A 25,374-nucleotide genomic window follows, 5' to 3' on the forward strand; every position below is an offset into this window, starting at 1 on the left:
CCCTACTGGCTTCCGAACTGCTGGCTGAGCTTGTCCTTCACCTCCCCCGGCACGCCGTCGGGGTACTGCTGGTGGAGCGCGCCGAGGATCTGGTCGGGCAGGCCGTCGGGCAGGCCCTGTTCCTTTGCCCAGCCCTGGAGGTCCTCGCCGGCTCCTGCGGAACTCGGAGGGCCGAAGGGCGTGCCACCGGCTCCACCCGGCGGCTGGGTGCCGCCGGGGAAGCCGGCGGCGAGCTTGCCGATGTTGGACTTCAACTGCTGCGTGATCACCATCGCCGCGACTCCCACGCCGGCGAAGAAGAACAACGCCGCTGCAAGGCTCGCACCGAGGACGGTCAACGATTTCCGGTGGCGCCGTACGAATCCGTTGTCGAGCGGTTGTACGCGCCCGGCGGCGGGGCGCTTTGCGCGTGCGCGGGCAGGGGATCGTGTGGTGGCCATATGCCTTTCTTTCAGGACTGGTACGCGCTCGGACGGGTTGCCCGGACGATGGCCCGCTGCAAGCGGTGACGTGGACTGTGCGGACCGGGACGAGGCGGGAGGGACCCCTCGGGGGGTGGGGCCTTCTCGTGGCTCAGTCGAGCCGCACGGTGAGCATCACCACGGCTGGGGCGTCCGCGACGAGCCGGTGGCGCTCGGGGGGGATGGGGACGAGGGTGTGCCGTTGCAGGGACCATTCCCGTTCGGTGGTGGCCAGCCGTACCCGGCCCGCCAGGCAGGTGAGCAGAGCGGCGCCGGGTGCCTGGTGTTCCGCGAGTTCCTGTCCGGCGTTGAGGGCTATCAGGGTGGTCCGCAGACCGGGCAGGGCGGCCACCGTCCGGGCTGCCCGGCCCGCGGGCGACGCCGCGGCCTCGATCAGCAGCTGCTCTGCGAGGACGTCCAGTGCCACGACGTCCGCGGCCTCGTCCGCAGGGCTGTGGGCTGAGGTGGTCATGCGAGCTCCCTCTGATGTCGCAGCACTAGGCTGCCCCGGAATCTTGGGCGGTGTGCGGTGGTATGTGCTGGTGCTGGTGCCGGTGCCGGGCGGGCGGCCATCCCTCACGGCGTCCTCTCCCGCCCACTGTGCGTCATCGGATCGGCAGGGGCGCGTCGAGCCGTCCTGTCGGCGGGGGTGCGGCGACGGCCGAGCAGAACGGCCACCGCGACGGCCGTGACTCCGGCGGTGATCGCGCCGCCGAACAGGGCGGCGTGCAGCCCGGTGACGAACGCGTCCTGAGCCTGCCGCAGGACCGGGCCGCCCGCCGCGGCGGCGCCCGCCAGTGAGGAATGGGCCGCCTCGGCGACTCGGGACGGGACTCCGGTCATGTGCAGGTTGTCGCGGTAGACAGCGGTCAGGATGCTGCCGAGGACCGCGATGCCCAGCGCTCCGCCGAGTTCCCGCGCCAGGTCGTTGACGGCGGATCCCACGTTCTGCAGCTCCTTGGGCAGGGCGTCGGTGATGGCGGTGGTGGCCGGGGGCATCGCCAGGCCCAGCCCGGCGCCGAGCGGGATCAGGCCGGCGGCGATCTGCCCGTACGGGCTGGTGCCGTCCAGATGGGCCAGGACGGCCAGGCCGGCGGCGAGCATGAGCAGCCCGGCGACCCAGGGGCCGCGGACGCCCAGGCGTGTGGTCAGCAGCGGGCTGAGCCGAGAAGCGGGGATCATGCCGATGGGCATCGCGAGAAGGCTGAGGGCGGCGGTGAGCGCGCTGTCCCCGCGGACGAGCTGCAGGTACTGCATCACCACGAACATGAAGCCGAACAGGGCGAAGAACTGCAGCGTGATGGACAGCGAGCCGGCAGCGAAACGGCGGTTGCGGAAGATCCGCGGATCGAGCAGCGGATGCCGGCGGCGCAGCTCGTAAGCGACGAACCCGGCGAGGACGAGCAGGCCGAGCGCGATGCCGCCGAGGGTGACGGGGTCGCTCCAGCCGTTCACGGGGGCCTCGATCACCGCATAGACCAGCCCGGCGATGCCGGCCGCCGCCAGCAACGCTCCGGTCACATCCAGTGGTGCCGGGTGGGCTTCGGCCGACTCCGGCACGAAGACCGCCGTGCCGACGAGCGCGACCGAGGCGAGGACCACGTTGAACCAGAACACCGACGGCCAGGACCACCACTCCAGGAGCAGCCCGGAGGCCAGCAGGCCCAGTACCCCGCTGGCACCGGCGACCGCCGCCCAGATGCTGACCGCCCGGGCCCGCTGGGCGCGCGGGAAACTGCTGGTGATCGTCGACAGGGTGGCCGGCATGATCAGGGCGGCGCCCGCACCCAGCACCGCGCGCAGCGCGATCAGCATGTTCGGGTCGCTGGTCAGGGCGGCCAGGGCGGATCCGGCCCCGTAGACGACCAGGCCGACGACGAGCGCCCGGCGCCGGCCGAACCGGTCCCCGAGCGCCCCGGCCGGCAGGAGCAGGGAGGCGAACACCAGACTGTAGGCGTCGATGATCCAGGACTGCTGGGTCTGGTCCGCATGGGTATGGCGTGCGATGTCGGGCAGCGCCACATTGAGCGATGCCATCGCGGCGACCACGGTCGCCAGGGCGAGACAGGTGATCGCCAGAACGGCACCCTGGCGCACGGCTCGGCCAGGAGACTCAGCGACGGTCGGTCGCGGGTCGGCAAGCAAGGGAGTCGGCCCTTCGTTCGGGGGCGGGTACCGGCACAGCCTCGTGTGGCCGCCCATGAAATATCAACCATGATGAATTCCTGGGTGCGGGGGACGAGGGCCCGGAAGCGCGATACGCGCGCACAGATCCTCGATGTCGCCCGCCGCCGCTTCCTCCCCGGCGGACACCAGGCCGTCACCCTGCGTGCCGGCGCCGCCGAGGCGGTGTGGACGTCGCTCGGCCAGCTCATGCTCCGGCTCCAGGAAGGACCTGTCCGGCGCGGCCCCGGCCCCGGCCGTCAACCCCGCCGAGACCCTCGCCCGTACCGCGGAAGGCGACCCGGCCACCTTCCCCCAGCGGGCCCTGCGCGACCCGCCCGCTCTGTTGCCGAAGCCACGTACGACCAGGCCGTGACCGCCCTGGTGAGGGAGACGGTGGAGCGGGGGATCCCCGACGAGACAGCCGCCCGGACGGCGGGGACGCCCGCGAACGCGACGGCGGGGACGACCGCGAACGCGCCGGCGGGTCCTGCGCACACGTCGCCGGCCCCGTCGTCACCCGCTACGTCCTCCGCCGGGAACCGTTCGCCTCTACGGCGGCTGATGAAATAGCCCGGCTCCAAGGCCCCCCGTGGCCGGGTTGCCGGCCGGCCCGGCGGCCCGGCTGAAGGAATGCCGGGCCATCGCCGTCCAACAAGACGGGACCCCGGCCGGTCTCCTCGCCCGTCAGCCGGAGAGGGCCGCACACAGCAGCACCGGGGTCTGCGCCGCCGAGAGAACGGATGCCGGGGTCCGGCCGGTGGCCGCTATGTGGCGGTCGGGGCGGACGAGTACAACAGGGGCTGCCCCGGCCGGCCAGGGCAGGCCGACGAGGTCCTCGTCGGGGAGGAAGAGCACGGGGATTCCCGCCCACTGCGGGTCGCCGGAATCCGGATGCCCCTCGCCGGCGCGTCCCCGCGCGACCCACGAGAAACCGAGCGGAGCGAGCCGCTGATGGAGCCGTCCGCCGCTGCGCAGCCGGGGGTTGGGCATGCGGCGGCCGACTGCGAAGGGGGCGCCGTCCGTGCCTGCGGCCGGTGACCCGGGGTCGTAGGCGATGTCGAGCATGCCCACACCGCGCCCGAACCGCGCCTGCACGGGGCGACGGGACAGGACCGTGGGCGCGACGATGCCGAGCAGGGCGCGGGACAGGCCCTTGCGCGTGGTGAGTGCGCTGGTGGCACGGGCTGTACCGCGCACCATCGCGTGGGCGACCGGCCGCCGTTCGGCTTCGTAGCTGTCGAGCAGCCCGTCGGCCGTGTCGCTCTCCGCCCGCCCGGCGACAGCGAGCTTCCACATCAGGTTGTGGGCGTCCTGCACCCCGGTGTTGAGTCCCTGGCCGCCGACGGGGCTGTGGATGTGGGCGGCGTCGCCGGCGAGGAAGATCCGTCCCCGGCGATAGTGGTCGGCAAGGCCCTGGCTGAGCCGGAATTCCGATGTCCAGGTCACGTTGTGACTGCCGAATGCGATCCCCGACCGTCGCCGGATCAGGTCGTCGAGGAAGGCTTCGTCGATGATCAGGGGCGCATCCTTCCCCGCCCGGGGGACGTGCGCGATGATGCGCCACCGGCGGGGCTCCGGCATCGGCACGATGAGCAGCAGGCCCTCCGGCGCGAGATGGACATGCCCCTCGTCCTCGGTGAGCGCCGACGTGGTCTTGACGTCGGCCAGGACGAATGTCGCTCCGGTGTCCGAGCGGTCGAGGCGCAGGCCGACCGCCTCCCGGACCCGGCTGCGCCCTCCGTCGCAGCCGACCAGCCACCGTGCGCGCACCACCTCATGTCTGCCGGTCGCATGTTCCAGCGTGGCGTGGACACGGCTGCCGTCGTCGCGGACTTCCTTGAGGGCCACTCCCCACTCGATCCTGCCGCCCCTTTGGGTGAGGTGCGTTTCGAGGACGCGTTCGGTGGCGTACTGGGGGATCGACAGCCAGAAGGGATAGTCGGTGTCGCCCCAGGGCAGGCCGAGCAGATCGACGCGTACCGGGCCGCGGCGCGCAGTGTGCACGTTGAGTGCCCTGAAGCGGGTGCCTTCAGCCAGGATCCGGTCGGCCACGCCCATGGTCTCGAAGATCTCCATGGTGCGGGCATGGGCGACCAGCGCCTTGGAGAAGGTGGAGCGGCACGGCTTGCGGTCGACGATACGCACGGTCAGGCCGTGGCGTACGGCCTCGCAGGCGGCGGTCAAGCCCGTGGGGCCGGCGCCGATGACCAGGACGTCGAGGTCGGTGCGGTGCTCCCCGTCCGGCTCCGCCTCCGGAACACCCGGGATGTCGTACTCATGAGCGGGTTCCATGGACACGGTCGTCTCCTCGCATGGGTTGGTCTTGCAGGTATTCGCCGTAGATCATGAGACTTCTTGATGTCTGCGGTAAGTCGCGCCGGTTCGTGGGCATGTGAACGTCAGCCCCTACCGGTCGACGGTTTCGTCCAGGCGGCATCGGCGCCGCTGTGGCCGATCCGGGCGATCTGGACGCTGCTGCCGGCCACACCCGTCAGCGCGAGGAGGACGAGCACCACGGCGAAGGGGCGGGAGACGGCGGTCCGTTCCGCGCCCCGGGGACGGGCTTCCCGCCGGGCCAGCCAGAACAGAGCGGAAGCGCCTACCGTGAGGACGATCGTCCACGGGAGCAGATCGTGCCCGAGGTCGGTGTGCCGCCGTACCAGACCGGTCTGGTGTACGCGCCGCGCGAGTGACTCGCCGGACTTGACGGTGAGGGGAACCAGGACCAGGGCCGTGAGGCTCAGCAGGAGGGGCAGCGCCCCCACCCGCGCCCGGAAGCGCGGCCACAGCGCGGCCAGCGCGACGGTCAGGGCGGCGGCGGGCACAGCGACCACGGTGGCGTGGACGATCAGGGGGTGGGCCGGCAGACCGAAGAGCGTGTCGAGCAACGCGTCCTCCGTGGGTTCGGTGAGTCGTGGGAGAGAGCGGGATCCGGCCGGTGACCGGGGTGGCGTCCGGCCGTCGACGACGGCGGTGGTGCGACGACGAGGGCCCGCCAGCGGTGGATCGGGAACGGGGCATCTGCGGCGGAGTCCGGCGGCGTCCTGTGCCCGCGTTCGGCGCCGCCCGGTGACACGGGTGGGTGTCGCTGGGCACGACTCACTCCTCGGCACGGCACCGGTCGCCGGCGGAGCCACCGTCCGTCGACCCCGCGACGGGCCGTCCTCGCGTGCCGCCCGGGAGACGTCCGGGAGACGTCCGGGAGACGTCCGGGAGACGTCCGGGAGATGTCTGGGGAGGGCCGGCCTCCCGGGCGGCGCGACAACTTCAGTTGTCACAGGTGCGGTTGAGGACCTCCGTCAGCCCTGCGGCTGCGAAGCCTGCTCGCTTCGCCCCCGGTCTGCGGCCGGCGGCGATTCGTCGTCCGCGACGCACAGAGACAGATGCGGCTGTCCGCCCGCCGTCGCCTCGCCCGGCAGATGCGGCAGGAACCGCTGCAGCAGTCGCGGCATCCACCAGGCGCTCTTGCCGAGGATCGCCATGACGGAGGGGACCAGAACGAGCCGGACCAGGGTGGCATCGATGGCAATCGCGACGGCCAGGCCGAAGCCGAAGAGGTTGACGGTCCGCTGGTCGTTCAGCTGGAAGCTGCCGAACACCACGACCATCACCGACGCGGCGGCGGTGATGATGCGGGCGGTGGCCGCGATGCCGTTGCGCACGGAGGCGCCGGTTTCCCCCGTCCGCAGATACTCCTCCCGCACCCGGCTGAGCAGGAACACCTCGTAGTCCATGGACAGCCCGAACAGGACGGCGAAGAGCATGACCGGCGCGAACGACTCCACCGGCCCGGTCTCGGCGCCCAGCAGCCCCGCACCCCAGCCCCACTGGAAGACCGCGACCACCACGCCGTACGCCGCTCCCACAGAGAGCAGGTTCATCACCGCGGCCTTGAGAGGCACGACGAGCGAGCGGAACTCCACCGTGAGCAGCAGGAAGCTCAGCCCCACGACGAAGGCGATGAACCAGGCCATCTGGCTGCCGAGCCGGTCGGCAAGGTCGATGGCGGTGGCGGTGGAACCGCCGACGTGCGCCTCGGCGCGGGGCGCGGCCGCGGGGAGCACATCCTCCCGCAGACGGTGCACCAGCTGCTCGGTGGACCTGTCATCCGGCGAACCCTTGGGCACCACGGTGTAGACGGCAGTGGTCCCGGTCCCGTCGAGCCGCGGCGGCCGTACTTCCTGCACCCCTTCGGCGTTCTCCAACTCGGTGCGCAGCGTGGCTGCCTGCCGCTTCACCCCTGCCTTCGGCTCCTGGTCCCCGAACTGCGCGGTCACCACCAAAGGGCCGGTCCAGCCCGAGCCGAAGCCCTTCGCGACCAGCTCGTACGCCCGGCGCTCCGTGCTGTCCTTGGACGCCGACCCGCCGTCGGCCGTACCCAGGCGCAGCGAGAACAGCGGGAGGGCCATGGCGATCAGTACGGCGGCGGACGCCAGGAGATAGGGCCAGGGGCGTCGCTGGACGAGGCCGGTCCAGCGGTGCCAGCCGCTGACCCGGCCCGCGCCGTGATCGAACCGCAGCCGCCGTACGCGGAAGCGGTCCAGCCTGGAGCCGAAGACGGCCAGCACGGCCGGCAGCAGGGTGATCGCCGCCAGCAGGGTGGCAGCCACGGTGATGGCGCTCGCCAGACCGAGGGCGGAGACGAAGGGAATGCCGATGAGGTACAGGCTCAGGATCGCCGCGATCACCGTGGCGCCCGCCACCAGCACCGACCGGCCCGCAGTCGACAGCGCGATCGGGATCGACTCCTCGGGGGAGTGCCCTGCGTGCATGCTCTCCCGGTGCCGTGTGACCACCAGCAGCGCGTAGTCGATCCCCACACCGAGAGCGATCATGGCCGCCACCACCGGGCCGGAGGTGCCGATCGTGGTCACCCCGGCGACCACGTTGAGGACCGACATTCCCAGGGCAAGCGCGAACAGGGCGGTCAGCAGCGGCACCACCATGGCGAAGACCGACCCGAAGGCCACCAGCAGGACCAGAACCGCGGCAGCCAGGCCGATCGCCTCGCTCCCCGACGGTCCGTGCTCGCCCTGGAGCACCGCGCCGCCGTACTCGACCTGCGCGCCCGCCTTCCGCACCGGGTCGAACGCCTTCTGCGCGGCCTCCACCGACTCCTTCGCGACGTCCTTGGCCCGCTCGGTGAACTGGACGGTCGCGATGGCGGTGCGCGTGTCGTCGGACACCATGGCCGGCCCCGGCCCGTACGGCGACTGGACCATCGCCACGTCCTTCGAGTCACGCACCGCGGTGACGGCGTCCGTGACGGCCGCCCTCACCTTCGCCGAGGTCACGCCCGAGTCACTGTGGATCACCACCTGCATCCCGTCCCCGGACAGCTCGGGATACCGCTCGCGCAAGGTGTCGTAGGCGGCCTGGGAGTCGGTGTTCTCCAGCGTGAGATCGTTGTTGAACGAACCGCCGGCCGTACGCGCGGCGAGAGCCGATCCGATCACGGCCAGCAGCCAGACGGCGATCACCCACCATCGGTGCCGCACCGAAAAGCGAGCCAGGGCAGAGAGCACGCCAGCCTCCATCGTCAGGACCAGCGGGAGCCTGCCCTGTCGCCGTGACGCATCCCCGTCAGACGGCTTGGCCAGGAGCTTCGAGGACAGGCGGTTGCGGGTCGGAAGGCGCAGGGAACGGTCCCGCTGAGGGAGCAAGTACGAGGACAGACTCGTCTTGCCGCACCTACGATCTCAACCGTGATGAATTCCTGGATGTGCACAGCAGTGGGGCCGGGGAGCCCGGGACCCGCACCCGGCCCGGAACCGTTCGCCGTCCATGGCGGCTGATGAAGTAGCTGATGAAATAGTCGGCGACTGGGGTGCTGCCGCGGCTCCTCCGCTCGTGATCGTACGCGGGATGGGCCGACCCTCGGGAACACCGCACCGCGGGCCCCTGAAGGCTCCTCACGAATCGGGTGTGAGGGCGCCGACGGGGCCCTGCGGCAGTGCGACAAACGGGGGGAGCCCCCTCCGCCACCGTTCCACGGCGAGGCCCTGCCGGGCGGTGCGGCCGTGCGGGGCGGTGCGGCCGTGCGGGGCGGTGCGGCCGTGCGGGGCGGGGGCGCTCAGCGGTTGGCGGCGGCGAGGAGTTCGCGCACTTCGGCGGCGGCGGGGACGCGGCCGGAGACGAGGACCTTCTCGTCGACCACCAGGCCGGGAGTGCTCATGATGCCGTAGCCGACGATGGTGGGGTAGTCGGTGACCTTCTCGATCGTGGCGTCCAGACCGAGGGCGTCGAGGGCCTCGCGGGTGATGCGTTCGAGCGTGTGGCAGTTGGCGCAGCCCGGGCCGAGAACCTTGATGATCACGAGAGATTTCCTTTCGGGAGGGTGGTGGCGGATCTGTGAGCCGGATGGCCGGCGGTCAGGCGAGAACGGCGTTGAACAGGTAGCCCACGCCGATGATGCCGACGGCCACCACGACCGCGAAGGCGGCCAGCAGCTGTGGCTTCAGGACGCGGCGCAGCAGGATCATCTCGGGCAGCGAGAGGGCGACCACGCTCATCATGAAGGCGAGCAGGGTTCCCATGGGCAGGCCCTTTTCGTGCAGCACCTGGACCAGGGGCATGATGCCCGCGGCGTTGGAGTACAACGGAACGCCGATGACGACGGCGACCACCACGCCGAAGGCGCTGCCGGCTCCGGCGTAGCGGGTGAAGAAGTCCGCCGGTGCCCAGCCGTGGATGACGGCTCCCAACCCGATGCCGATGAGCAGGTAGGGCCAGATCTTGCGCAGGATGCCGACGACTTCCTCGCGGCCCATCTGCAGGCGCTGGGCGAAGCTGAGACCTGCGGTGGAGTCGATGACCTGCCCGCCCAGCCGGGTTTCGAACACGAACGGTTCGACCCATTTCTGTACGCCGAGGCGTCCGAGGGCGAAGCCGGCGGTGACGGCCACGGCCAGGCCGGAAAGGATGTAGAGGGCGGCGATCTGCCAGCCGAACATGGTGAAGAGTATGCCCACGGCGATCTCGTTGATCAGCGGGCTGGCGATCAGGAAGCTCAGGGTGACGCCGATCGGTACGCCGGCGGCGACGAATCCGATGAACGCCGGCACCGCGCTGCAGGAGCAGAACGGGGTGGCGATGCCCAGCACGGCGGCCATGACATTGCCGACGCCCTCGCGCTTGCCGCCGAGCAGCGCACGGGTGCGCTCGATGCTCATGTAGGAGCGCAGCACGGTGACGACGAAGATGATGCCCACCAGCAACAGGATGATCTTGACCGAGTCATAGCCGAAGAAATGGATGGTCTCGGTCAGCCGGGCGGTGGCCTTCATGCCGACGACGTCGTAGAGCAGACGGTCCCACACCCAGCCGTTGACGGAGTAGGCGAAGATCCACGCGGCCGCGGCGCCGACCAGGGCCAGGGCGCGGCTGCGGTTGGAGGCGGGCAGACGCTCGGTGATGCTCACGGCCGCACCTGTCCCGGGGCGGGCAGGCCGGGAAGGGCCGCGTGCAGGCGGGCCAGTGCGTCACCGGCCAGCGCGTAGTCGACCCAGCGACCCCGACGGCTGGTGGTCACCAGACCGGCCTCGCGGAGCACTTTGAGGTGGTAGCTGAGCAGGTTGCCCTGGACCGGTACATGCTCCTGGAGGTTGCAGACACATGCCGGCCCCTGGGCGAGCTGCTGGAGCACCGCCCAGCGGACGGGGTCGGCCACCGTCTGCAGCAGGGCAACGGAGGCGGCCACCGCCAGGGTCGTGTCGGCCTGCGCGTCCACCGCCATCGATTCAAGCGATTTTGAATCAGTCACATTTGAAATGTAGAGCGACCGTCGATGCACGTCAAACGGGGCTGTCGAACCTGGCCGCTGACCTGCGGCGGGACGAGGAGCTGGGCGGTGCGGCTCGACCGGACGTGGACCAGGAAGGCGTGGGATGAAGCGTCATATCGAATCGGGTTGAGCAATTGCTCTTCCGCGGGGTGGCTCGGCCACCGGCCGACCGCGTTCACCGCGACAAGGTCACGGCGCCGGCGTTCAATTCAAGGCTCTCGGCCGCACCGCCTCGGGGGTCCCCGGCCGGCGCCGGGTCCGTGACCCGGTGCGTACCCGGTTCGCGGGGCCGTCCGCCCCTGGGAGCAGGCCCGGCCGCCCCTGATGGCCGTGTCAGGGCCGCGCGGTGCGGGGCCCGGGGGCGCGCAGCGGGCTGCCGCGGAACTCGGCCCGGTCACACAGGCCGTGCACACCGCCGGGCTCTCCCCGGTGCAGGCTCCCGCCGCCGCGATCCTCCGGGTGGATCTGCTCGGCACCACGCTGGTCCTGGAGGAGTTCGGCAGGGTGATCGCTCCCCGGGGTGCGGGCGCGGTGATCGCCGGCATGGCCGGATACATGCTGCCGTCCGGTGCGCTGAGCGCCGAGCAGGAACAGGCCCTGGCGCACACTCCCGCCGACGGCCTGCCCGGCCCGCCCTTCATCGACGCCGGCACGCTGGGCCCTCAGGGCGCCTGTCCGCTCGCCATCCTGGGGCCGGACGCCACCTTCGTCACCGGCAACGACCTGCTGGTCGACGGCGGAGTGGTCGCGGCGCTGCGGTCCGGCCGCCTCGGACGGGAGGCAAGACGGCGAACCAGCCGCGTCAGGCATCCCGCCCGGGCGGCCGCAACCGCCCCTGACCGACCGGGTGGCCGCCGTCCGTCCCACGACCCGCAAGGTCCGGGTGGACGGCGGCCACCGCCGGCATCTCGTCGAACCCGCCGCCCGGCTCGGCGCCGACGGGGACGTCGTCCCATGGCACCCCCGATGCCAGAGGATTCATTCAGTGGCCGGCCGCCGTCGCCTGGCGTGCCGCCGGGGCCGCTTCGCGTCGGCTGTCGGTGCTGAGCGCGTGCAGGATCTCCTCCACGCTCTGCTTGGCGTCGCCGAAGAGCATGCTGCTGTTCTCACGGAAGAAGAGCGGGTTCTGCACGCCCGCGTAGCCGGAGGCCATGGAGCGCTTGAAGACGATGACCTGCTCGGCCTCCCAGACCCGCAGCACCGGCATGCCGGCGATCGGGCTGCCCGGGTCCTCGGTCGCGGCCGGGTTGACGGTGTCGTTCGCACCGATGACCAGCACGACCGAGGTGTCGGCGAAGTCGTCGTTGATCTCGTCCATCTCCAGGACGATGTCGTAGGGCACCTTCGCCTCGGCCAGCAGCACGTTCATGTGCCCGGGCAGGCGCCCGGCGACCGGGTGGACGCCGAAGCGGACCTCGACGCCCCGCTCGCGCAGTTGCCGCGTGAGCTCCGCGACCGGGTGCTGGGCCTGGGCCACGGCCATGCCGTAACCGGGGGTGATGATCACCGAGCGGGCCTGGGCGAGCATCTCGGCGGCCTCCGCGGCACGCACCTCACGGTGCTCGCCCTGCTCCTCCTCACGGCCGGTCGGCGCCTCGATGCCGAAACCGCCCGCGATGACGGAGATGAAGGAGCGGTTCATCGCCTTGCACATGATGTAGGACAGGTAGGCGCCGGAGGAGCCGACCAGTGCGCCCGTGACGATGAGCAGGTTGTTGTCGAGCAGGAAGCCGGCCGCGGCCGCCGCCCAGCCCGAGTAGCTGTTCAGCATGGAGACGACGACGGGCATGTCGCCGCCGCCGATCGAGGCGACCAGGTGCCAGCCCAGAGCCAGTGCGAGCACGGTCACCGCGATCATCAGCGCCAGGTTCGGGGTGATCGTGAACCAGGCCGTCAGTACGGCGAAGGCGCCGAGCGCGCCGAGGTTCAGCGCGTTCTTGCCCGGAAGGACCAGCGGACGGGAGTTGATCCTCGCCGAGAGCTTCAGGAACGCGACGATCGAGCCGGTGAAGGTGACCGCGCCGATGAAGATGCCGATGAACACCTCGGCGTGGTGGATGCCCAGCAGGTCGGCGCCGATCCGGGTCTGCGCCGTGCCGTGCGACTCCACCTCCAGGTAGCTGTTCCAGCCCACCAGCACCGCGGCGAGGCCGACGAAGCTGTGCAGCACCGCGATCAGTTCGGGCATCTGCGTCATCTCGACCCGGCGGGCCCGCCACAGGCCCGTCGCCGCGCCGAGCGCCATCGCCAGCACGATCAGCGCGACCACGCCGGCGGTGACGCTCTGCGCCGCCACCACGACCGTGGCGACCAGCGCCAGGGCCATGCCCGCGATGCCGTAGACGACGCCGGCGCGGGAGGTGCGGTGCTGGGACAGGCCGGCCAGGCTGAGGATGAACAACAGGGCGGCGACCAGGTCGGCCGCGTGGGAGGCCGTCATGGAGGTCATCTCGTTCAGCCTTTCGAGAACATGGACAGCATGCGGCGGGTGACGGCGAAACCTCCGAAGATGTTGACGCTCGTCAGCAGGATCGCCGCGAAGGACAGCGCGGTGACGATCCGGTTCTCGTGGCCGATCTGCAGCAGGGCGCCGATCACGACGATTCCGGAGATCGCGTTGGTCACCGACATCAGCGGCGTGTGCAGCGCGTGGTGCACCTTGCCGATGACGTAGTAGCCGATCACCACCGCCAGCGCGAACACCGTGAAGTTCTCCGCGAGCTGCGCGGGAGCGAAGGCCACCAGCAGGAACATGGCGAGCATCCCGAGCCCGATCAGTCCGAAGCGCCACGCAGGCGTCAGCTTCGACTGCTTCGGTTCGGGTGCCGCGGGCGCGGCCGCGGGCTGCGCGGCGGGCGCGGCGGAGACCGCGACGGGCGGCGGCGGCCAGGTGACCTCCCCGTCCCGCACGACGGTCACGGCCCGCTGTACGACGTCGTCGAAGTCGATCGTCGGCTGCCCGTCCTTGTGGGGTGTGAGCAGCTTGATCAGGTTGGCCAGGTTGGTGCCGAACAGCTGCGAGGCCTGGGCGGGCAGCCGGGAGGCGAGGTCGGTGTAGCCGATGATGGTGACGCCGTTGTCGGTCACCACCGCCCGCCCCGGCACGGTGCCCGCGACGTTGCCGCCCATCGCGGCGGCCATGTCGACGATCACGCTGCCCGGCTTCATGACGGCCACGTCCTCGGCCGTCAGCAGGCGCGGCGCCGGCCGGCCCGGGATCAGCGCGGTGGTGATCACGATGTCCACGTCCTCGGCCTGCTCGTGGTAGAGCGCGGCGGCGGCGCGGTCGTAGTCGGCGGAGGTCGCCTTGGCGTAGCCGTCGGTGCTCGCCTCCTGGGCGGCGTTCACCGGCAGGTACTCGCCGCCCAGCGACTTCACCTGGTCGGCGACCTCCGGCCGCGGGTCGGTGGCGCGCACGATCGCACCGAGGCTGGAGGCGGCGCCGATCGCCGCGAGACCGGCCACACCCGCGCCGGCCACCAGCACCTTCGCCGGCGGTACCTTGCCCGCCGCGGTGACCTGGCCGGTGAAGAACCGCCCGAAGACGTGCGCTGCCTCGATGACCGCGCGGTAGCCGGCGATGTTCGCCATCGACGACAGCACGTCCATCGACTGCGCCCGCGAGATGCGCGGCACCGCGTCCAGCGCGAGGGCGGTCACCCCGGCATCGGCGAGCGACTGAAGCAGCTCGGGCTTTTGCGCCGGGGCCAGCAGGGCGACCACGGTCGCGCCCTCTCGCAGCCGGGGGATCTCCGTGTCGGAGGGGGCGTTCACCTTCAGGACGACATCCGCGTCCCACGCCTCGCCGATCCCCGCCCCGGCATCGACGTACGCCTGGTCGGTGAAGCCGGAGGCCTCGCCGGCCCCGGACTCGACGACGACCTCGTAACCGAGGCCCAGCAGCACTCGTACCGTCGCCGGGGTCGCCGCGACCCGCGTCTCCCCGGAGACGGACTCGGCCACCACGCCGAGGCGCTGGGGGGGATCGTGTGAGGGTTCTTGAGCAGACATGTTGGTATCTCTCGTCAGAGGAGGGTGCGAAAAGGAGAATCCGCGACGGGGAAGTCACGATGTCCTCGCCCTTGATCGCTGGAACCTACCCGTCAGTCGGGTGTGGGCCAACGCGAGCAGACCGTGATGTGCTTCACCTTGTGGTACCGGCCGAGGACGATCGGACGGCGTGGGACCGGACCAGGAGCCCCGGCAGCCGGGCCACTCCACCCCCGCCGCGGCCCCGATCGCGGTCGGCGACGGCCCTCGTGGGCCGGGTTGCGGCGCCGCTCCACGGTCAGCCCGCCACCCTCCGCGTCTGCTGACCGCGTACCGCGTACCGCATACCGGGTTCCGCCGGCCTGCGGCGGGGATCACCGCGCGTCACCACCCCCGACAACCATCCGAACAGCTCAGTCGTCCTCGCCGGCGGCGCGCCCGCCGCGCCACGGCGGCGGGGTGGCCGACCTGCGGTCCTCATCCCCGCGGTGCAGGGCACGGTTCAGCTGACCGCGCAGCCGGTCCTGCAGCCGGTCGGCCAGTTCGTGTGCCGTCGCCTCCCGTGCATGCACCACGACGAGGGTGTTCCCCACGACGAGCTCGGCCTGGGCCGACCACGGCTGTTCGGCGTGGTGCGCCACCGCCCTGGTGATTTTCACCTCACCGCTGACGGCAGGAACCCCTGGCCGGTCGAGGATCGCATGGACCTTCTCCCGCACGTACGCGAGTGCGCCCTCGTCCACATCGCTCTTCGCCCGTACCCGCACGGCGATGGTGGGGTTCACATGGGTGCCGGGCTGCTTGACGTTCATGTGCTCCGCTCCTTCTGGTCGTTGTGAGCGGCTTCAGCCTGCTGGGATCACCGGAGCCGGTCCAGGGCTGTCAGGCCCCGGCACCTGGGCCGTGCGGCCTCGGTGTGACGGACGGACGGACGGAGGGCCGACCGGCCCCGCCGCTCGGCGCGGACGCGGGAAGGACTCGCGGACATCGGCGTGATCGGCGCGATCGGCGTGGAACGCGGAACAAGGGGTCCGATGCAGTTGATCCGGCAGGGACCGGGATCTGGGGCGGAGTGTCAGTGGGGGGTGGCAGCATCCGCCTCATGACGAGTACAGCTGGTGACCGCGGCCTGAACGTGTTCCGAGAGGGGGACATTCCCTTCTACACACTGACCTTCGTGCGGGATCTGCCCCCTGAGGAGCTGCTGACCCGCATGGGGGCGGACCGCACGACGGTGGCGCTCCGCGACGGCACGGACCTGTCGGACGACTTCGGCGACGACGTCTTCGACGATGACGAACCAGTCGTCACCACCGGTATCGACGGCGCCTGGACGTGGGCGTGGGAGCAGGGCGGCATGCACGGACTCGACGAGCGGATCTTGAGTGCTGTCTCCGCGGGGACCGAAGCCGTCGCGCTGCACTACAACGAGAAGCCGATGCACTGGTTCAAGTACGCGGTGGACGGCGAGATCATCGTCGACTTCCACACCCTCCAGGCGATCGAGCCGGCTGGGCAGGAGCCGGGAAGGCTCGACGAGGTCATGAGGCCCCTCGGGCTCGTCCCGGGCCAGGTTGCGCCGCTCCACAGCGTCCTGGGGCTGGTGGAGAACGCTTTCGGCATCCGCTTGACGATGCCTGGGGAGGCCGACGACGAGCGGTGGAGCGGCAGGCTGCGTCCGCTGCCGGACTGAACGTCTCAAGCGGGTGCACTCGGAGCAGGGGGTCGAGGCGGTGGGCGAGTGAGCGGGTGACGGCCGCTCACAGGCTTGCGGCGTGATCGGGGACGTAGGTCTGCAGATCGCGCGGCGGGCGCTGGTAGCCGGTCGACGGCGGCCGCTGCGGCAGCTCCAGCACCGGCGGCGGCACCTCGTGGTACGGCACGGAGCCGAGCAGGTGGGCGATCATGTTCAGCCGCGCACGCCGCTTGTCGTCGCTCTCCACGACGAACCACGGGGCCTCGGAGATGTCGGTGTGCACCATCATCTCGTCCTTGGCGCGGGAGTAGGACTCCCAGCGGGTGATCGACTCCAGGTCCATCGGGGACAGCTTCCAGCGCCGCACGGGGTCCTCCAGGCGGCGCCGGAACCGCTCCTGCTGCTCGGTGTCGCTCACCGAGAACCAGTACTTGCGCAGCAGGATCCCGTCCTCCACCAGCATCCGTTCGAAGATCGGGCACTGGCGCAGGAAGAGCCGGTGCTCCTCCTTGGTGCAGAAGCCCATCACATGCTCGACACCGGCCCGGTTGTACCAGGACCGGTCGAACAGCACGATCTCCCCTGCGGCCGGCAGATGCTCGACGTACCGCTGGAAGTACCACTGGGTGCGCTGGCGCTCGGTCGGTCTGGGCAGCGCCGCGATCCGCGCCACGCGCGGATTGAGGTACTCGGTGACCCGCTTGATGGTGCTGCCCTTGCCCGCGGCGTCGCGCCCCTCGAAGACCACGACCAGCCGGGCGCCCGCCGCACGCACCCACTCCTGCAGTTTCACCAACTCGGTCTGCAGGCGCAGCAGTTCCTTCTCGTACACCTCGCGCGGCAGCTTCGCCGCCTTCTTGCCGGCCATGCCGCCTCCACCTCGCGACGACTCACCGGGGGCACCCGGCCCGGAGCCGATCTGAACACCGGGACGCCACGCCGACCGTGCCGTCCGGCGACCACGGTACGCCCCGGCCCGCGCCTTCGGCGCCGCGCTCACCCAGGTCGACCCGCACCGCGGACGAGGTCTTCGGCCGGTACGGCACACCCACGCCCCGTGGGGCCCGCGGTCAAGGCCGACCGCCCCCCGCACAGCCTCCCGTGGCCCCACCGGCTCCGGCGTGGCGTCGCGGCCGGAGGTTCGAAACGCTGGTCCCTGCGGTGTCCCAGGTGGGCCGACTACCCGTCGGCCGGGCCGGGTAGCATCGGCCTGGCCGGATCAAGGGCACCGACCAGGGCGGGGGCCCGGCCTGGGATGAATGAGCGAAGGGCGGGGCAGGGCATGACGACGCCACTGGGCGGCGGCGGGGATCCGCAGGCGAGCCTGCGGGATCTCGAGGCGATGCTGGACGCGGTCACCGACCACGCCGCCGTCAAGCTGGGGCCGGGCGGGGAGGTCGTCCGCTGGAGCCGTAGCGCCGAGGCGATGACGGGCTACACGGCGGACGAGATGGTGGGGCGGTCGGTGTCGGTGCTGCACACCGAGGAGGACCGCGAGGCCGGCCTGGTGGAGCAGGAACTCGACAGCGCCCGGCACGACGAGCGGCGGGAGTTCCAGGGCTGGCGCGTCCGCAGGGGCGGCGAGCGGTTCCTGGCCCAGGTCACGCTGACACCGGTGCGCGGCGCGGACGGGACGGTGACCGGGTTCGTCAAGGTGCTGCGGGACGTGACGGAGAGCGCGCGGACCGAGTCGATGTTCCACGGTCTGCTGGAGTCGGCCCCGGACGCGATGGTGATCGTGGGTCAGGACGCGCGGATCGTACTGGTCAACCGGCAGGCGGAGGCGCTGTTCGGCTTCGAGCGGTCCGAGCTGGTGGGCCGGGAGATCGAGGTGCTGGTGCCGCCCAGGTACCGTGACCGGCACGTCGGACACCGCAACGGGTTCCTCGCCGATCCGCGGCTGCGGCCGATGGGGGCGGGGCTGGAGCTGTCCGGGATGCGCCGGGACGGGACCGAGTTCCCGGTCGAGATCAGTCTGAGCCCGATGGAGACCGCCGACGGACGGCTGGTGGTGGCGGCGATCCGGGACGTCACCGAGCGCCGGGAGACCGAACAGCGGCTGCTGCGGCAGCGCGACGAGATCCTGGAGCTGTCCACGCCGGTGATCCAGGTGTGGGACAAGGTGCTGGCACTGCCGATCATCGGCACGCTGGACACGCTGCGGGCCACCCGGCTGACCGAGGGCCTGCTGGAGAAGATCGCGCAGACCCAGGCCGAGGTGGCCATCCTGGACATCAGCGGGGTACCCACCATCGACACCCAGGTCGCCCAGCACCTGTTGAAGACGGTGCAGGCGGCGGCGCTGATGGGGACGGTGAGCATCATGAGCGGGGTACGGCCGGAGACCGCGCAGTCCATGGTGCACCTGGGCATCGACATGGGGCGCCTGCGCTCCCGCAGCACCCTGCAGGACGCGCTGCAACTGGCCCTGGCGGTGCTGGCCGAGCGGGCCGGGACCGCGGCGACGGCCACTCGGGCGCTGATTTCCGGGGAGGAGCGGTGACCGAGGACGTGGTGCCGGTCATGAAGATCGGCGACACGCTGCTGGTGGCGTTGCAGGGCGATCTGGACGACACCACGGTGGTCCAGATCGAGGAGCAGCTCACCCGGGAGGTGGCGCGCACCGGCGCGTCGGGCATGCTCATCGACGTGAGCCGGCTGAGCCTGGTCGACTCGTTCATCGCCCGGGTGCTGGCACGGATCGTGGCGATGGTACGGCTGCTGGGGGCGCAGGCGGCCGTGGTGGGGATCCAGCCGGCCGTGGCCATCACCCTGGTGGAACTCGGTGTTCAGATGGGGCATCTGGACACCGCGCTCAACGCCGAGCAGGGCTTGGCCCTGCTGGACCGGTTGCGCCGGGCCGACGCCGGTACGGACCGGCTGTGACCGCCGGTGCCGTGGCGGACCGGGAGCCGTCCGTTTTCGACATCGCCGACGAGACCGATCTGATCTGGGTGCGCAAGGTGCTCCGCAACGAGGCGGAGACGGTGGGGCTCAACCTGGTGGACGCGACGAAGCTGATCACGGCGGGCAGTGAACTGGCCCGGAACATCCTCTACTACGCCACAGGCGGCCGCGGCCGGATGAGCGTCGAACAGGTGTACCGGCAGGGCCGGCTCGGGGTACGGGCCACGTTCGCCGACGACGGGCCGGGCATCGCCGACATCGACGCCGCGCTGACCGACGGCTACAGCACCCGGGGCAGCCTCGGACTGGGCCTGCCGGGGGCGCGGAGGCTGGTCGACGACATGACCCTCACCTCCGTGGTGGGTTCGGGCACGACCGTGGTGATCGTGAAGTGGCAGCGGTGACGGTGAGGACGAGGAGGGCCGGGCGGCGGTGAGCGAGGCCGAACACCGCTGCCATGTGATCGGCGCCGAGGAGGACATCGGCGCCCTGCGCCGGGCCGTGGCCAGAATGGCCGCCGGACAGCACGCGCTGCGCGAGGGCGTGGCCGAACTGGTCGCCACCGAGCTGGGCACCAACCTGCTCCGCCATGCCCACCCGCGTGGCTATGTCCTCGCCCGCAAGGCGGGGGACGGCATCGAGCTGATCTCCGTCGACCACGGCCCGGGGATGACCGCCGCAGCGCTCGCCCCGCGGACGCACACGACCGCGTCCCCGACCCCGTACGGCAGCACCGGGCTGGGAGCGGGGCTGAACGTCGTGCGGCGCAACGCCGCCGAGTTCGACTGGTACTCCACACGCAGCGGCACCGTCGTCTACACCCGGCTCGGCGCCCCCGTGCCGGACATGCCCATGGGGTGGCGTTCCGGTGCCGTCAACGTCCCCCTCGGCGGAGACGGCGAGTCCGGGGACGCCTGGGCGGTCGCGCCCGGGCGCCGGGCGGCTGCCCTGGTGGTCGACGGCCTCGGGCACGGCCCCGCGGCCGCCGTGGCGGCCCGTGCCTCGATCGCCGCGTTCGAGCACACCCCCGTCACCGACCTCGGCCGGCTCATGGGCGACGCCCACGCCGCGATGCGCGGCACCCGGGGCGGCGTCGCGGGCGCCTGCCTGATCGATCCCGAACGCGGCGAACTCGCCTACGCTGCCGTGGGCAACATCACCGGCCGGGTCGTCACCGGCGGCCGGCCCGTCCACCTGCTGGACCGCCCCGGCAGCCTCGGCACCCATCTCCCCCTCCCCGCCCTCCGCCTCCAGCACGCCCCGTGGCAGCCCGGTTCGACCCTCGTCCTGGTCTCCGACGGGATCCGCTCGACCTGGAGCCTGGAGGGCCACCCTCGCCTGCTGGGCCACCATCCGGCGGTCATCGCCGCCGTACTCCACCGCGAGTACGCGCGCCCGACCGACGACGCCACCGTGCTCGTGGTCCGCCAGAACGACGCCGTGGCATCATGAACGCGGTTTCCGACACCAGGTGAAGGGGGGTCAGGCATGGAGGGCGTGCGCGGTCCGCGGATCGGTGACGGCACACACGACGCCGACGCCACGAGCGGCACGGCCGAGCGGCTGGCCGCGCTGGAGCGCCGCGCGCGGCTGGTGGACGAAGTGAGCCAGGAACTGGACGACACCAACCGGGGCCTGATCGCACTGCACACCGAACTGGAGGCCGCCCGCCGGGCCGAGGCCCGGCTCGCGGCCATCGTCTCCTCCTCCGACGACGCCATGATCTCGGTCGGTCCCTCCCTCCTCGTCCAGACCTGGAACCCGGGCGCCCAGCGGCTGTTCGGACACGCCGAGCGGGACGTCGTCGCCCAGACGATCGGCACCCTCATGCCCGAGGCGGCCTTCGACGCCTTCCGGGCCGTGGTGGAGCACATCCGGTCCCAGGAGCACGCCGACCCCTACCAGAGCCGCTGGTACCGCGCCGACGGCACCGGCGTGGACGTGGCCGTCACGGTGTCACCGATGCGTGACCGGGAAGGGGCGCTGATCGGGTTCACCACCGTCGTCCGGGACATCACCCACCAGCTCACGGCCCAGGCCGAGCTGGCGGCCGCACGTGCCGACCGCGAGGTGATGGCCGATCGCGAGCGCATCGCCCGGGACCTGCACGACATGGTTATCCAGCGGGTCTTCGGCGCAGGGCTTGCGCTGCAGAGCATCACCGCCCGCCTCACCCGGCCGGACACCGCCGACCGTATCCACAAGGTCATCGACGAACTCGACGCCACCATCCGGGAGTTGCGCGGCACCATCTTCAACCTCAACCAGCCCGTCCAGAAGGCGGCCAGCCTGCGCGCACAGGTCCTCGACGAGACGGCCGCCGCCCAGGACCGGCTCGGCTTCGCGCCCGCCGTCGAGTTCGACGGCCCGGTCGATGCCGCGCTGCCCGACGAGACGGCCGCCCACCTGCTCGCCGTGGTACGCGAGGCCCTGTCCAACATCGCCCGCCACGCCCACGCCTCCGCCGCATGGGTCACCGTCCGCGCCGGAGACGAACTGCTGCTGGACATCTGCGACAACGGCCGCGGTATCGACCCGGCCGTCACCCGCAGCAGCGGCCTGACCAATCTGCTCCGCCGTGCGGAGAGGCTCGGCGGCACCTTCGAGGTGACCGGTCGCCCCGACGGCGGCACGCGCCTGTGCTGGCGCATCCCCCTCAGCGCCGAGGGCTCGTTCCGCACTCCCTGCTGAACCGCGCCGTGCGCTGTCGGCGAGTGCCGGAGCACGCGTCGGTCCCGTGGGTGCCGAACCTCCCCGTCGGTGAACTTCGCGCTCAGAAAGTCTTGTTGACGTCGTTGACACGCCGTAAGCACACGCGTTTCACTCGACACTCGTGCATGGCAACGTTGTCAGGCCGTGGAGGCGACCGGAACCGTTGCCTGTCGCCGGCGTCCCGGCGTCTTCCGGCGCGCCGACACCTGATGTGCGAAGCACGAACCGCTGCGGAGGTAACCGATGGTGAGACCCCGACGTTCAGCTGCGCCACGTGATCGTAAGAGAATCCTCCAACGCCTGGCCGCGGTCTGCGTCCTGGGCATGGCCGCCCTTCCGCTTCCGGCGGCCGGGAGCGCCCATGCCGCGGGCACCGCGACGCCGGCCTTCGTGAAGGACCCCGCGTCCCTCGTCAACCCCCTCATCGGCACCTCCGGTGCGGTGGACGCCTTTCCCGGCCCCGACATGCCGGCCGGCATGGTGCAGTGGGGTCCCGACACGACGCCCGACCGCGCTGACGGCGGCGGCTACGAGTACGACGACGACCACATCTCCGGCTTCAGCCTCACCCACCTTTCGGGACCCGGCTGCCCCGTCGCGGGCGACCTGCCCGTCCTGCCGATGACCGGGGCGCTGCCGGGGGACCTCGGTACCGCATCGGTCGGCTTCGGCCACGACGACGAGCAGGCGGGCATCGGGTACTACAAGGTCACCGACGCGAACGGGGTCAGGACCGAGCTGACCGACACCACGCGTGCCGGCCTGGGGCGCTTCACGTTCCCCGCGGGCCGGCAGGCGAACCTGCTGTTCAAACTCAGCGGGGGCGCCACGCAGGTGGACGGGACCCGCGTCCAGGTGGTGAACGGCAAGGAGATCAGCGGCGCGATCGACAGCGGTCACTTCTGCGGCGCGGGCAACAGGTACACGCTGCACTTCGACATCATGTTCGACCGGCCGTTCACCGCGAGCGGTACCTGGGTCGGCAGCACCGTCCATCCCGGCGCGACGTCGCTGAAGGCGGGCAAGGTCCGCCGGCCCCCGCAGACGCCCGAGCCGGCCCCGTTGAAGGAAAAGCACTTCACCGTCCCGGCGCTGCCGTCCCCGACGATCCATGGCAGCGGTCACCGGGCCCCCGGCACACCTTCCCCGGCCCCGAGCGCCCGCACCGCGCCCCGCCCGTCCACCGCGGGCAAGGCCGCCCAGCCCCCCACGACGGGTGCGAACGGCATGTACCTGACTTTCGACACCTCCTCCAGCCCGACGGTGAGCGCGAAGGTCGGCATCTCGTACACGAATGACGCAGGCGCGGCGGACAACCTCGCCACCGAGATCAAGAAGTGGGACTTCGACGCCGTCGTGCAGGCCAACCACCGCGCCTGGAACGCGGTGTTGAACAAGATCCGGATCGGCGGCGGCTCACCGGACCAGCAGGTGCAGTTCTACACCGCGCTCTACCACGCGCTGCTGCACCCGAACGTCTTCTCGGACGCCAGTGGCCGGTACATGGGGATGGACAACCAGATCCACAAGCTGACCAGGGGGCAGAAGGCCCAGTACGCCAACTACTCGGGCTGGGACACCTATCGCTCCCAGACCCAGCTGATGGCGATGGTCGAGCCCAAGGTCGCCGGCGATGTCGTCACCTCGATGCTCAACGGCTACGACCAGACGGGGCTGCTGCCCAAGTGGGCCTCGAACAACGGCGAGAGCTACGTGATGGTCGGTGACCCGGCCGCCGGCATCATCGGCGGCGCGTACGCCTTCGGCGCGACGGGCTTCGACACGGACAAGGCGCTCGCCGCCCTGCAGCACGAGGCCACCGCCCCGAACAACGACCGCCCCGGCGAGTCGGTGCGGGACGCGAAGGGCTATCTCCCGCTGGACGAGAACGACTACGGCTGCTGCAACTTCTACGGCCCGGTCTCCACACAGCTGGAGTACGACTCCGCCGACTATGCCCTGGCCGCCTTCGCGAAGTCGCTGGGCAGGACCGCCGTCTACGAGAAGTTCGCCGCCCGCGCCCAGGACTGGATGAACGTCTTCAACCCGCAGACGGGCTACATGCAGGGGAAGAACAAGGACGGCCGGTTCGCGGGCGGTTTCACCCCCGGTACCTCCAACGGCTTCGTGGAGGGCACGTCGGCCCAGTACACGCCGATGGTCCCGTTCAACCTGCGGCAGCTGATCCAGGCACGCGGCGGTGACCAGGCGTACACGTCCTTCCTGGACAGCCTCCTCGACAACATCACCCACCCCGGCAACACCGACGCCGATCTGAGCAACGAGCCCAGCGTGGAGATCCCCTGGGAGTACGACTACACGGGCCGGCCGTGGAAGACCCAGGCAGCCGTGCGCGAGGCCCAGCAGGACCTGTACTTCAACGCTCCGGTCGGCTCGTTCGGCAACGACGACCTCGGCGCGATGAGTTCCTGGTACGTCTGGTCCGAGCTCGGCATGTACCCGCAGACCCCGGGTACGGACACGCTGGTGCTCGGCAGTCCGGTGTTCCCGGTGGCCCAGGTGACCTTCGGCGGCGGCAGGACGGTGCGGATCAACGCGCCGCAGGCCGCGCCCGACGCGCCGTACGTGCAGTCGCTCGACGTCAAGGGCAGGGAGTGGAAGACCTCCTGGCTGACGTACCGGCAGTTCAAGGGCGCGGGCTCGATGGACTTCACGCTCGGCACCGAGCCCAACACCTCCTGGGCGTCCGGCCCGTCGGCGGTGCCGCCGTCGGACACCACGGGCGGCGACCGGGTGCTGGCCGCGACCGGTCCCACCAGCGACGGCCTGGTGCTCCAGCCCGGCGCGTCCGGTGAGGCCACACTCGATCTGGCCAACCTCGGCAGCAAGGCCGTCACGGTCGACTGGAAGGCCACGGCGCCCTCCGGCGTCACGCTGGACACGGCGTCCGGCTCGCTGACGGTGGCCGCCTCGGGCAGCGCCGAGTCGAAGGTCCATGTGACGGCGGGCGCGAGCGAGGGGGCGTTCCCGGTCACCTTCGAACTGACCGGTCACAGCACCGGTGCGGCGCTGGGCGGGGCGACGCTCCGCGTGGCCGTGGCCAAGGCCGGTGCGCTGTGGCCGTACGACACCAACGAGGGCATCTACCCCGACGGCGCCGGCTTCTCGGGCGGCTTCGACAGCGGCGGTTGGGCGTTCTCGCAGAACGCGCTGTCGGCGGCGGGCGTGACGAGCGGCTCCACCCTCACGGTCGACGGCATCTCCTACACCTGGCCGACGGTGACGTCCGGCCAGCCGGACAACCTGGAGATGGCCGGCCAGACCATCCCCATGCCGGCCGGAACGTCGGGCGCGTCACTGGGTCTGCTGGGCACGGCGACCAATGCGCCGACCGACGGCAGCGGGGTCTCGGGCACGCTGACCGTCACCTACACCGACGGCAGCGTCTCGAAGGCGACGGTCGGCTTCTCGGACTGGACGCTCAACGCCGGGTCCAGCAAGCCGCTGGCCGGTGACACCACGGCCGTCACCACGGCCTACCGGAACACCGGGAGCGGGGGCCGGGACAACGTCAAGACCTACGTCTTCGCCACGAAGGTCCCGCTGGATCCGTCCAAGCAGGTGGCGTCGGTCACGCTGCCGGTGACGGGCTCGACGGGCACCGACCACCTGTTCTCCTACGGCTTCGGCCGGTAAAG

Annotated in this window: 22 protein-coding genes; 8 read left to right on the forward strand and 14 right to left on the reverse strand. The window is 71.3% G+C overall.

What is annotated here, in order from left to right; genetic code table 11:
• Window positions 1–2: 2 nt before the first annotated feature.
• The 3 genes from ACZ79I_RS34885 to ACZ79I_RS34895 form a co-directional block, all read right to left on the reverse strand.
• The gene (locus ACZ79I_RS34885) at window positions 3–440 is read right to left on the reverse strand and encodes a hypothetical protein (protein ID WP_471502970.1); all 438 of its coding nucleotides are present in this window, start codon (window positions 438–440) and stop codon (window positions 3–5) included.
• A 133-nt stretch (window positions 441–573) separates the two neighbouring features.
• On the reverse strand, window positions 574–933 hold the full coding sequence (locus ACZ79I_RS34890) for a cupin domain-containing protein (RefSeq protein ID WP_471502972.1): 360 nt from the start codon (window positions 931–933) through the stop codon (window positions 574–576).
• A gap of 104 nt (window positions 934–1,037) precedes the next feature.
• On the reverse strand, window positions 1,038–2,558 hold the full coding sequence (locus tag ACZ79I_RS34895) for an MFS transporter (protein ID WP_471502974.1): 1,521 nt from the start codon (window positions 2,556–2,558) through the stop codon (window positions 1,038–1,040).
• A 254-nt stretch (window positions 2,559–2,812) separates the two neighbouring features.
• On the opposite strand from ACZ79I_RS34895, the gene ACZ79I_RS34900 reads away from it, so the two are divergent.
• Window positions 2,813–3,253: a TetR/AcrR family transcriptional regulator gene (locus tag ACZ79I_RS34900; RefSeq protein ID WP_471502976.1), complete on the forward strand. Its 441-nt coding sequence runs from the start codon at window positions 2,813–2,815 to the stop codon at window positions 3,251–3,253.
• Between the two features lie 58 nt (window positions 3,254–3,311).
• Here ACZ79I_RS34900 and ACZ79I_RS34905 read toward each other — a convergent pair whose 3' ends face one another.
• From ACZ79I_RS34905 to ACZ79I_RS34950, 10 genes are all read right to left on the reverse strand, one after another.
• A complete protein-coding gene (locus tag ACZ79I_RS34905) occupies window positions 3,312–4,919 on the reverse strand; it encodes an FAD-dependent monooxygenase (RefSeq protein WP_471505401.1) in 1,608 nt (535 codons plus the stop codon).
• 107 nt (window positions 4,920–5,026) lie between these two features.
• Window positions 5,027–5,515 carry a DUF2231 domain-containing protein gene (locus ACZ79I_RS34910; RefSeq protein ID WP_471502978.1) on the reverse strand — a complete coding sequence of 163 codons (489 nt, stop codon included), beginning with the start codon at window positions 5,513–5,515 and terminating at the stop codon, window positions 5,027–5,029.
• A gap of 411 nt (window positions 5,516–5,926) precedes the next feature.
• On the reverse strand, window positions 5,927–8,152 hold the full coding sequence (locus ACZ79I_RS34915) for an MMPL family transporter (RefSeq protein WP_471502980.1): 2,226 nt from the start codon (window positions 8,150–8,152) through the stop codon (window positions 5,927–5,929).
• 548 nt (window positions 8,153–8,700) lie between these two features.
• A complete protein-coding gene (locus tag ACZ79I_RS34920) occupies window positions 8,701–8,943 on the reverse strand; it encodes a thioredoxin family protein (RefSeq protein WP_471502982.1) in 243 nt (80 codons plus the stop codon).
• Window positions 8,944–8,998: 55 nt separating this feature from the next.
• On the reverse strand, window positions 8,999–10,048 hold the full coding sequence (locus ACZ79I_RS34925; protein WP_471502984.1) for a permease: 1,050 nt from the start codon (window positions 10,046–10,048) through the stop codon (window positions 8,999–9,001).
• Window positions 10,045–10,389, reverse strand: a complete 345-nt coding sequence (locus tag ACZ79I_RS34930) for an ArsR/SmtB family transcription factor (RefSeq protein ID WP_471502986.1) — start codon at window positions 10,387–10,389, stop codon at window positions 10,045–10,047. The genes ACZ79I_RS34925 and ACZ79I_RS34930 overlap by 4 nt, the downstream gene beginning before the upstream one ends.
• Before the next feature lie 354 nt (window positions 10,390–10,743).
• Complete coding sequence (locus tag ACZ79I_RS34935; RefSeq protein ID WP_471502988.1) at window positions 10,744–11,220, reverse strand: hypothetical protein; 477 nt, start codon at window positions 11,218–11,220, stop codon at window positions 10,744–10,746.
• 172 nt (window positions 11,221–11,392) lie between these two features.
• Window positions 11,393–12,859 carry a Re/Si-specific NAD(P)(+) transhydrogenase subunit beta gene (pntB, locus tag ACZ79I_RS34940; protein ID WP_471502990.1) on the reverse strand — a complete coding sequence of 489 codons (1,467 nt, stop codon included), beginning with the start codon at window positions 12,857–12,859 and terminating at the stop codon, window positions 11,393–11,395.
• A gap of 5 nt (window positions 12,860–12,864) precedes the next feature.
• Complete coding sequence (locus ACZ79I_RS34945; protein ID WP_471502992.1) at window positions 12,865–14,421, reverse strand: Re/Si-specific NAD(P)(+) transhydrogenase subunit alpha; 1,557 nt, start codon at window positions 14,419–14,421, stop codon at window positions 12,865–12,867.
• A gap of 392 nt (window positions 14,422–14,813) precedes the next feature.
• Entirely contained in the window at window positions 14,814–15,212 is a 399-nt protein-coding gene (locus ACZ79I_RS34950; RefSeq protein ID WP_471502994.1) for a hypothetical protein, read from the reverse strand.
• Window positions 15,213–15,502: 290 nt separating this feature from the next.
• On the opposite strand from ACZ79I_RS34950, the gene ACZ79I_RS34955 reads away from it, so the two are divergent.
• Window positions 15,503–16,093 carry a DUF6461 domain-containing protein gene (locus ACZ79I_RS34955; RefSeq protein WP_471502996.1) on the forward strand — a complete coding sequence of 197 codons (591 nt, stop codon included), beginning with the start codon at window positions 15,503–15,505 and terminating at the stop codon, window positions 16,091–16,093.
• Between the two features lie 67 nt (window positions 16,094–16,160).
• On the opposite strand, the gene ppk2 is transcribed toward ACZ79I_RS34955, so the two are convergent.
• A complete protein-coding gene (gene ppk2 / locus ACZ79I_RS34960) occupies window positions 16,161–16,964 on the reverse strand; it encodes a polyphosphate kinase 2 (protein ID WP_471502998.1) in 804 nt (267 codons plus the stop codon).
• 414 nt (window positions 16,965–17,378) lie between these two features.
• Here ppk2 and ACZ79I_RS34965 point away from each other — a divergent pair, with 414 nt between their 5' ends.
• The 6 genes from ACZ79I_RS34965 (at window position 17,379) to ACZ79I_RS34990 (ending at window position 25,372) form a co-directional block, all read left to right on the forward strand.
• Entirely contained in the window at window positions 17,379–18,599 is a 1,221-nt protein-coding gene (locus ACZ79I_RS34965) for a PAS domain S-box protein (protein WP_471503000.1), read from the forward strand.
• Complete coding sequence (locus ACZ79I_RS34970; protein WP_471503003.1) at window positions 18,596–18,982, forward strand: STAS domain-containing protein; 387 nt, start codon at window positions 18,596–18,598, stop codon at window positions 18,980–18,982. The genes ACZ79I_RS34965 and ACZ79I_RS34970 overlap by 4 nt, the downstream gene beginning before the upstream one ends.
• Window positions 18,979–19,407, forward strand: a complete 429-nt coding sequence (locus tag ACZ79I_RS34975) for an anti-sigma regulatory factor (RefSeq protein WP_471503005.1) — start codon at window positions 18,979–18,981, stop codon at window positions 19,405–19,407. Before ACZ79I_RS34970 ends, ACZ79I_RS34975 begins: the two co-directional genes overlap by 4 nt.
• Window positions 19,408–19,435: 28 nt before the next feature.
• Window positions 19,436–20,455, forward strand: a complete 1,020-nt coding sequence (locus ACZ79I_RS34980) for a SpoIIE family protein phosphatase (RefSeq protein ID WP_471503007.1) — start codon at window positions 19,436–19,438, stop codon at window positions 20,453–20,455.
• Between the two features lie 36 nt (window positions 20,456–20,491).
• Window positions 20,492–21,694: a PAS domain-containing sensor histidine kinase gene (locus ACZ79I_RS34985; RefSeq protein WP_471503009.1), complete on the forward strand. Its 1,203-nt coding sequence runs from the start codon at window positions 20,492–20,494 to the stop codon at window positions 21,692–21,694.
• A gap of 345 nt (window positions 21,695–22,039) precedes the next feature.
• Window positions 22,040–25,372 carry a lectin gene (locus ACZ79I_RS34990; RefSeq protein ID WP_471503011.1) on the forward strand — a complete coding sequence of 1,111 codons (3,333 nt, stop codon included), beginning with the start codon at window positions 22,040–22,042 and terminating at the stop codon, window positions 25,370–25,372.
• Window positions 25,373–25,374 lie beyond the last annotated feature (2 nt).

It is taken from the genome of Streptomyces sp. PSU-S4-23 (assembly GCF_055632315.1).